Source organism: Mycobacteriales bacterium, from assembly GCA_035995165.1.
Taxonomy (GTDB): Bacteria; Actinomycetota; Actinomycetes; order Mycobacteriales; family CADCTP01; genus CADCTP01.
On record DASYKU010000121.1, the window covers coordinates 19,558 to 27,305 of the forward strand.

Below are 7,748 nucleotides of genomic sequence, written 5' to 3' on the forward strand. Positions count from 1 at the left end.
ACCCGTCCGACTCACCGACTACTGGACAACCTCTGCGACGTCCGGCCGGTTCCCGGCCGCCTCGTCGCGACGACCGAGCGTACCGTCGCCGCCGTTCCGTCCCGGTGAGAAGTCCGCCTCCTCGTGCAGCCCGAACCGGTCCTGGAAGCGGCGCAGCGGTGTCGGCGCCCACCAGTTCCAGCGGCCCAGCAGCCGCATGCTGGCCGGCACCAGCAGCGCCCGCACCACGGTCGCGTCGACGATCACCGCGATCGCCATCGCCACCCCGATGAGCTTGATGAACGTGATCCCGGACAGCGAGAACGCGCCGATCACCACGACCAGCAGCAGCGCCGCGGTGGTGATGAGGCCGCCCGTACGCTGCAGGCCGGTCGCGACCGACTCGGTGTTGTCGCCGGTGGCCAGGTAGCGCTCCCGGATCCGGGACATGAGGAAGACCTCGTAGTCCATCGAGAGGCCGAACACGATCGCCAGCACCAGGATCGGCTGGGTCGCCTCCAGCGTGCCGGTCGAGGTGAAGTCGAGCAGCCCGGACAGATGCCCGTCCTGGAAGATCCAGACGATCGCGCCGAACGAGGCGGTCAGCGACAGCGCGTTCATCAGCAGCGCCTTGATCGGCAGCACGATCGAGCCGAACGCGAGGAACAGCAGCAGCACGGTCACGCCGGCCACGATCAGCCCCATCCACGGCAGCAGCCGGCCGAGGCTGGACAGCAGGTCCGCCAGCGTCGCGGTCTGCCCGCCGACCAGCACCGACCCGCCCGGCGGGGGCGGCAGCGCCCGGACCCGGTCGACCAGCGCCCGGGACTGCGCCGACATCGGGTCGCCGGCGAAGGCCAGGTCGACCCGGGCCGTACGGTCCCGCCGGTCGGTGACCGTGGCCGAGGTGATGCCCGGGACGGTCCGGGCCTCGCCGACCCAGGCGTTCAGGTCGCCCGGCCCGGCGCCGGCCGGGAGCGAGACCACGGCCTGGATCGGGGTGGTCGCGTTGGCCGGGAAGTCGCGGTTCAGGGTCTCGGTGACCTGCCGGCTCTCGGTCGCGGCCGGCAGCGCGCGGGCGTCGATGCCGCCGAAGCTGACCCGCAGGAACGGCAGCCCCAAGGTCAGCAGCACCCCGACGACCGCGGTCGCGTAGAGCACCGGGCGGCGCATGACGCTGCGGGCCAGCCGGTCCCAGGCCCCGGTCGCGGTGGCCGGGGCGGCCGTACGGCGGCGGCGGACCGGGAGCGCGTCGACCCGGCGGCCGAGCACGGCCAGCAGCGCCGGCAGCACGGTCAGCGCGGCGGCCACCGCGATCAGCACCGCGGCGATCCCGCCCAGGCCCATCGAGCGCAGGAAGACCTGCGGGAAGATCAGCAGCCCGGCCAGCGCGGCCGCCACCGTCAGCCCGGAGACGGCGACGGTGCGCCCGGCGGTGGCCATCGTGCGGACCAGCGCGGCCCGCGGCTCCAGCCCGCCGGCCAGCTCCTCGCGGTAGCGCCCGACGACGAACAGGCCGTAGTCGATCGCCAGCCCCATCCCGAGGATCGTCACCACGTTGACCGAGAAGATCGACACCTCGGTGAACAGCGAGACCACCCGCAACGCGGTGAACGCGCCGAGGATCGCGAGCGCGCCGATCGCCACCGGCAGGCTGGCCGCGACCAGGCTGCCGAAGACGAGCACGAGCAGCACCAGCAGGATCGGCATGGAGAGCGTCTCGGCCCGGACGAGGTCGGCGCTGACCCGCTCGTTGATGTCCCGGCCGACCGTGGTGGTGCCGCTGACCGTCGTGTCCAGCCCGGGTGCGGCCAGATCCGGCTCGATCCGGTTCAGCACGTCGGTGCGCTGCTGCTCGTCCCCCTGCAGCGTCAGCACCGCGTACGTCGCGTGCCGGTCGGCGCTGACCAGGCCGGGCGCGCGGGTGCCGTACCAGTCGACGGTGCGGGCGACGGCGTCGGCGGGCAGCGCCGCCAGGGTGCCGGTGACGGCCTGCCGGACGGCGGGATCGTCGACGGTCCGGTCGGCGCTGCGGTAGAGCACGACCACGTCGGCGTCGTCGCGGCCCAGCTCGGCCGCGGCGACCGCGGCCGCCCGGGAGCTGTCGCTACCCGGGTCGTCGAAGCCGCCGCTGGTCAGGGAGGCGAACACGCCGGTCCCCCAGAGCCCGCCGACGAGCAGGAATGCCACGGCGGCGACCAGCACCGCCCAGCGCCGCCGGAACGCTGCCCGGCCCAGTGCCTCGAACATGCCACCCTCCTGGTCTATACTCTCTCACTACCGTGAACGGTGTTTATCCAACGCCCTCTACTGTGCATACATCGTTCACTGAAGTCAAGGGCGTTCAGGAATGGAGGCGACGTGGCCACCACGCTCAGCCGCCGGGAGCGGGTCCGGGCGGCGACCGTCGCCGAGATCAAGGAGACCGCCCGGCGAATCCTGGTCGCCGAGGGTCCCGACGGGCTCTCGCTGCGGGCGATCGCGCGGGAGATGGGCATGACCGCGCCGGCGCTCTACCGCTACTTCCCCAGCCGGGAAGACCTGGTCATCGCCCTGATCGCCGACCTGTACGACGAGCTCACCGAGGCGCTGGAGGCGGCCCGCGACGGCGAGGCCGAGGCCGGGGCGCCGTTCCAGCTGGGCGCGGCCAGCCGGGAGTTCCGGGGCTGGGCGCTGGCGAACCGGCGCGAGTTCGAGTTGCTGTTCGGCAGCCCGATCCCGGGCCGCGGTGAGGACGAGGACGACGACGACCCGGCCCACCAGGCGTCCGAGCGGTTCGGGCTCATCTTCGGCGGGCTGGTGGCGCGGATCTACCTCGACGACCCGTTCCCGATCCCGGCCGACGAGGAGATCCCGCCGGAGCTGCGGCAGGAACTCGAGACCTGGCGCTCCTGGTTCCCGGTCGAGCTGCCGCTGGGCGCGGCGCAGGTGTTCCTGTCCTGCTGGATCCAGCTGTACGGGATGGTCGCGATGGAGGTCTTCGGCCACCTGCGGTTCGCGCTCTCCGACGCCGAGCCGATGTTCGAGTCCGAGCTCCGCGACCTCGCCACCAAACTCGGCTTCGCCGACAAGTACCCACCTTCTCCCCCGCCCTGACGGACGGGGTGGGTCAGCCGCCGGTGAGGCGGGTGAGGAGGGTGGCCCGGCGGGCGGGGGTGCCGGTGCGGGCCTCGGCCGCGTCGGCCGAGGTCGCGAGCCGGCGGACCGCGGTCGCCCCGAGCCAGCGCAGCGGCTCCGGTTCCCAGCGCCGGGACCGGTGCCCGACCCAGGGCAGCCGGGTCAGCCGGGTGTCCCGGCGCAGGACGAGGTCGGCCAGCGTCCGCCCGGCCAGGTTGGCGGTGGCGACGCCGTCGCCGACGTACCCGCCGCCCCAGCCGAGGCCGGTCGCCGGATCGAGCCCGACCGAGGGGAACCAGTCCCGGGCCGCCGCCAGCGGGCCGCCCCACCGGTGCGTGACCGGGACGTCCCCGAGGCCCGGCAGGACCGTGCGCATCGTCCGCTCCAGCTCGGCGAAGACCCGCTCGTCCCGGTCGTACGCGGGCTCGGTCCGGGACCGGGCGTGGTACGGCGCCCCCCGCCCGCCGAACGCGATCCGCCCGTCCGCGGTGCGCTGCGCGTACACCAGCAGGTGCCGCCCGTCCGTGAGCGTCTCGGCGCCGTCCCAGCCGAGCGCGTCCCAGGCCGCCGCGGGCAGCGGCGCGGTCGCCACGATCAGCGAGTAGATCGGCAGCACGGTCCGCCGCTCCCCCGGCAGCTCGGCCGTGTACGCCTCGGTCGCCCGGATCACCACCGGCGCCCGCACCCGCCCCCGCGCGGTCTCCACAACGCCGGCCGACAGCGCGGTCGCGGCGGTCCGCTCGTAGATCCGGACGCCGCGCTCGGAGGCCGCCCGGGCCAGCCCCCGGACCAGCGCGGCCGGCTGGACCCGGGCGCAGTGCGGGGTGAAGGCCGCGCCGAGCACCCCGGCCGCGGCGACCCGCTCCCGGACCTCGGCCGCGGACAGCCAGCGGGTGTCGGTCGCACCCCAGTCCTGGTCGTCGGCGACGTGGGCCTTGACCCGCTCCACGTGCGCGGGCGAGGTCGCCAGCGTGAGCGTGCCGCCCTTGGCGTACCCGCACTCGATGCCCTCGGCCGCCGCGATCCGGCCGACCTCGTCGACGGTCTCGACCATCGCCGCCTGCAGGTCGACCGCGGCGGCGTGCCCGGCCGCGGCCCCGCCGGCGGCCGCGGCCACCGCCTCCCGGGAGGCCGCGAACAGCGCCGAGCACCAGCCGCCGTTGCGCCCGGAGGCTCCGAACCCGGCGACCTCCCGCTCCACCACCACGATCCGCAGCGACGGGTCGGCGACCGCGAGGTAGTACGCGGTCCAGAGCCCCGTGTAGCCGGCCCCGACGATGGCCACGTCGGCCTCGACGTCCCCGTCCAGCGCCGGTCGAGGCCGCAGCTCCCCGACCTGATCCAGCCACAGGCTGACCCCCGCGTACGACGTCACTGTGCTGCCCCTGTTCGCTGCCGGTCGGGCGCCCATGGCGGCGTCTTCCCTCCGCGCCCCTGCCGGAACCGTGGTCGCGCGGCCGGGGGGCGCTCCGGTCCAGATGCCGCCGCGCCCGACCGTCCGCTCACTGTGCTGCCCCTGTTCGCTGCCGGTCGGGCCCGGTCGGGCGCCTGCGCCCACGGCCCGACCGTACGCTGCCGGTATGCCTAGGTACGGGCCCATGTACGGGCCGGACGTGACCTTCCTCGGCGTGCCGGCCTGCGACCTCGGCGACCCGGCGTCCTTCGCGCAGTCGAGGGCGGTGATCGTGGGCGCGCCGTTCGACGGGGGCGCGACCCACCGGCCCGGGGCCCGGTTCGGCCCGCAGGCGATCCGGACCACGGACTACCTGCCGCACGACGGCTCCCGGCCGCACCTGGCCCTGCACGTGGACCCGCTGAAGGACCTCGCGGTGACCGACGCCGGCGACGTGGAGATGCCGCCGGGTGAGATCGAGCGGTCCCTGGACGCGCTGCGGCAGGCGGTCTCCACGGTGGCTGCGACCTCGATCCCGGTGATCCTCGGCGGCGACCACTCGATCGCGCTGCCGGACGTGCAGGGCGTGGCCGAGCACGTCGGCTGGGGGCGGGTCTCGGTCGTGCACTTCGACGCGCACGCCGACACCGGCGAGGACCAGTGGGGCGCGCTCTACGGGCACGGCACGCCGATGCGCCGGCTGGTCGAGTCGGGCGCGGTCCGCGGCGACCGGTTCCTGCAGATCGGGCTGCGCGGTTACTGGCCCGGGCCGGAGACGCTGGCCTGGATGGACGCGCAGGGCTTCCGCTCGTACGAGATGACCGAGGTGGTCGCCCGGGGTCTGGACGAGTGCCTGACCGAGGCGTTCGCGATCGCCACCGACGACTGCGACGGGGTGTTCCTGTCCATCGACGTGGACGTGGTCGACCCCGGGATGGCGCCGGGCACGGGTACGCCGGAGCCGGGCGGGCTGACCTCCCGGCAGCTGCTGGACGCGGTCCGCCGGTGCGCGCTCGAGCTGCCCGTGGTCGGCGTCGACGTGGTCGAGGTCGCCCCCGCGTACGACCCCGCGGAGGTCACCGCCTACCTGGCCAACCGCGTCGTCCTGGAAGCCCTCTCCGGCATCGCCGCTCGCGGGAATTGAGTCGAGTCCACTCAGGTTAGGAGAGTCGAGCCGGCTGATCCCGGCGAGCGAACCTGAGGAGACATCCATGAGCACCATTTACTTCCGGCCGGCGTACCCGGCCCGGCAGGGTGGTTTCACCCCCGCGGCCGAGATCGTCCGGGACGGCGAGGACGCGATCGTCCGCGTCGAGCTGCCCGGCGTGAAGGTTGACGACGCGACCGTCGAGGTCGACAAGGGCCGCCTGGTCGTGCGCGGCGAGCGACGCGACGAGCGGAGCGAGGAGCAGGCCGGCCGCAGCCTCCGCGAGGTCCGGTACGGCGCGTTCCGGCGCACCTTCCGGCTCCCGGAGGGCGTCACCTCCGAGGCCGTGTCCGCCTCCTACGACGCGGGCGTGCTGAGCGTCCGGGTCGCCGGCGCGTACGCGGGCACCGAGGCCCGCACGGTGGAGATCACCACCGGCACCCCGACCCCCGAGGTCGAGGCCGCCTAGTGAGACCGGCGACCCCGGTCCCCGACGGGACGGGGGTCGCGGCCAGTGACCCTGAGCCCGGCTCCCCACGAGGGAGCCGGGCTCACGGGTCCCCGCGGAAGATCAGGACCAGCACCCGCAGCACCAGCACCGCGCTGATGACCAGCAGGAAGTACCCCAGCAGCTGGTAGAGCCGCAGGTCCGCGGTCACCGCCGGCCCACCGGACGTGCCCAGCAGCAGCACGGCCATCAGCCCCGCGGTCGCGCCGAGCACGGCCGGGTGGAGAGCACCTGGCCGAGCTTGACGAACGTGACCCCGCCCTCGTCCAGCGCGGCGGTGAGCGAGCGGGCCAGCCCCGGGTCGGCGGCGCGGCCGCGGCCCCGCAGCGCCCGGCCGGGCCCGTGCCGGACCGCGATCCGCACGATCTGCCCGTACCGGCGGGTGCGGGCGGCCCGGGCCCGCGACAGCCGCCACCACTCGTACGGCGGCGGGATCGAGCCGGTCGGGACCAGCACCTCGGCCAGCACCAGGAACGCCATCGCGAACAGCAGCGCGAGCATGATCGCGAGCACCAGCAGCCAGAACTGGCCGGCGCCGGAGCCGGCCGAGCCGCGCATGGCCGAGAACAGCGGGCCGGAGACGACGAAGGCCAGGATGCCGGCGAGCAGCGTGCGGACCAGCCCGAAGCGCGGACCGAGCAACCGCCGGGTGACCGCCGCGAGCACCAGCACGGTGACGGCCGTGAGCACGGCGACCAGGACGTACGCGAGGAAGTCCACCGCTTCAGGACCCTAACGGCCCCGCCCGTCGTCCCGGTCGACGCGGGCGGGGCCGGTCGGTTCCCCGCAGCTCTCGGTCGTCCCCCTCAGAACCCACGAGAGGCGGTTGCGCCTAGCACGCGCCCCCCAAGCTCGTGCTCGACATCCTGGTCTTCGTCTGTGGACCCACGATCGGTTCTGCGCCGAACGGGTGAATTCAGCGAAGCGTGCCCAGCGCGTCGCCCAGGATGCCGAGCCCCTCGTCGGCCTCGGCCTCGGTGAGCGTGAGCGGCGGGGCCATCCGGACCACGTTGCCGTACTTGCCGCCCTTGCCGACGAGCAGCCCGCGCGCGCGGGTCTCCTCCATCAGCTTGCTCGCGGCGGCCACGTCGGGCGTGTCCGTACCGGGCTTGACCAGCTCGATCGCCGCCATCAGGCCCTTGCCCCGGACGTCGCCGACCGCGTCGTTGTCCTCGCCCAGGTCGCGCAGGCCGCGCAGCAGCTGGTCGCCGACCTTGAGCGCGTTGGCCTGCAGGTCGTGCTCGAGCACGTAGTCGATGGTGGCCCGGGCGGCCGCGGTGGCCAGCGGGTTGCCGCCGAAGGTGGAGATCGAGTTGGCCGGCAGGTTGTCCATCAGCTCGGCCGGCGCGACCACGCCGCCGATGGCCAGCCCGTTCCCGACGCCCTTGGCGAAGGTCATGATGTCCGGGGTCACGCCGTGGGCCTGGATGCCCCAGAAGTGCTCCCCCGTGCGGCCCCAGCCGGTCTGGACCTCGTCGGAGATCAGCAGGATCCCGTACTCGTCGAGGATCGGCTTCATCGCGCCGAGCATCCCGTCCGGCGGCACCACGAACCCGCCGACGCCCTGCACCGGCTCGGCGATCATGCAGGCCACGTCCCCGGAC

8 protein-coding genes are annotated in these 7,748 nt (G+C 74.4%); 3 read left to right on the forward strand and 5 right to left on the reverse strand.

What is annotated here, in order from left to right; all coding sequences use genetic code 11:
* Window positions 1-18 precede the first annotated feature (18 nt).
* Entirely contained in the window at window positions 19-2,229 is a 2,211-nt protein-coding gene (locus VGP36_20315) for an MMPL family transporter (protein ID HEV7657055.1), read from the reverse strand.
* A 111-nt stretch (window positions 2,230-2,340) separates the two neighbouring features.
* On the opposite strand from VGP36_20315, the gene VGP36_20320 reads away from it, so the two are divergent.
* Complete coding sequence (locus VGP36_20320) at window positions 2,341-3,075, forward strand: TetR/AcrR family transcriptional regulator (GenBank protein HEV7657056.1); 735 nt, start codon at window positions 2,341-2,343, stop codon at window positions 3,073-3,075.
* Window positions 3,076-3,088: 13 nt separating this feature from the next.
* Here VGP36_20320 and VGP36_20325 read toward each other — a convergent pair whose 3' ends face one another.
* Window positions 3,089-4,471, reverse strand: a complete 1,383-nt coding sequence (locus VGP36_20325; GenBank protein ID HEV7657057.1) for an FAD-dependent oxidoreductase — start codon at window positions 4,469-4,471, stop codon at window positions 3,089-3,091.
* Between the two features lie 205 nt (window positions 4,472-4,676).
* On the opposite strand from VGP36_20325, the gene speB reads away from it, so the two are divergent.
* Window positions 4,677-5,633, forward strand: a complete 957-nt coding sequence (gene speB / locus VGP36_20330; GenBank protein ID HEV7657058.1) for an agmatinase — start codon at window positions 4,677-4,679, stop codon at window positions 5,631-5,633.
* 67 nt (window positions 5,634-5,700) lie between these two features.
* The gene (locus tag VGP36_20335; GenBank protein ID HEV7657059.1) at window positions 5,701-6,105 is read left to right on the forward strand and encodes an Hsp20/alpha crystallin family protein; all 405 of its coding nucleotides are present in this window, start codon (window positions 5,701-5,703) and stop codon (window positions 6,103-6,105) included.
* A gap of 82 nt (window positions 6,106-6,187) precedes the next feature.
* Here VGP36_20335 and VGP36_20340 read toward each other — a convergent pair whose 3' ends face one another.
* The 3 genes from VGP36_20340 to VGP36_20350 all read right to left on the reverse strand — a co-directional run.
* Complete coding sequence (locus tag VGP36_20340; GenBank protein HEV7657060.1) at window positions 6,188-6,334, reverse strand: hypothetical protein; 147 nt, start codon at window positions 6,332-6,334, stop codon at window positions 6,188-6,190.
* Window positions 6,334-6,864, reverse strand: a complete 531-nt coding sequence (locus VGP36_20345; protein HEV7657061.1) for a hypothetical protein — start codon at window positions 6,862-6,864, stop codon at window positions 6,334-6,336. Before VGP36_20345 ends, VGP36_20340 begins: the two co-directional genes overlap by 1 nt.
* 196 nt (window positions 6,865-7,060) lie before the next feature.
* A partial coding sequence (locus VGP36_20350; GenBank protein HEV7657062.1) for an aminotransferase class III-fold pyridoxal phosphate-dependent enzyme occupies window positions 7,061-7,748 on the reverse strand: 688 nt, incomplete at its 5' end.

Coding starts and splice junctions, on each gene's coding strand:
- VGP36_20315 (HEV7657055.1), bottom strand. CDS start 2,229: ATGTTCGAGGCACTGGGCCGGGCAGCGTTCCGGCGGCGCTGGGCGGTG.
- speB (HEV7657058.1), top strand. CDS start 4,677: ATGCCTAGGTACGGGCCCATGTACGGGCCGGACGTGACCTTCCTCGGC.
- VGP36_20335 (HEV7657059.1), top strand. CDS start 5,701: ATGAGCACCATTTACTTCCGGCCGGCGTACCCGGCCCGGCAGGGTGGT.
- VGP36_20340 (HEV7657060.1), bottom strand. CDS start 6,334: ATGGCCGTGCTGCTGCTGGGCACGTCCGGTGGGCCGGCGGTGACCGCG.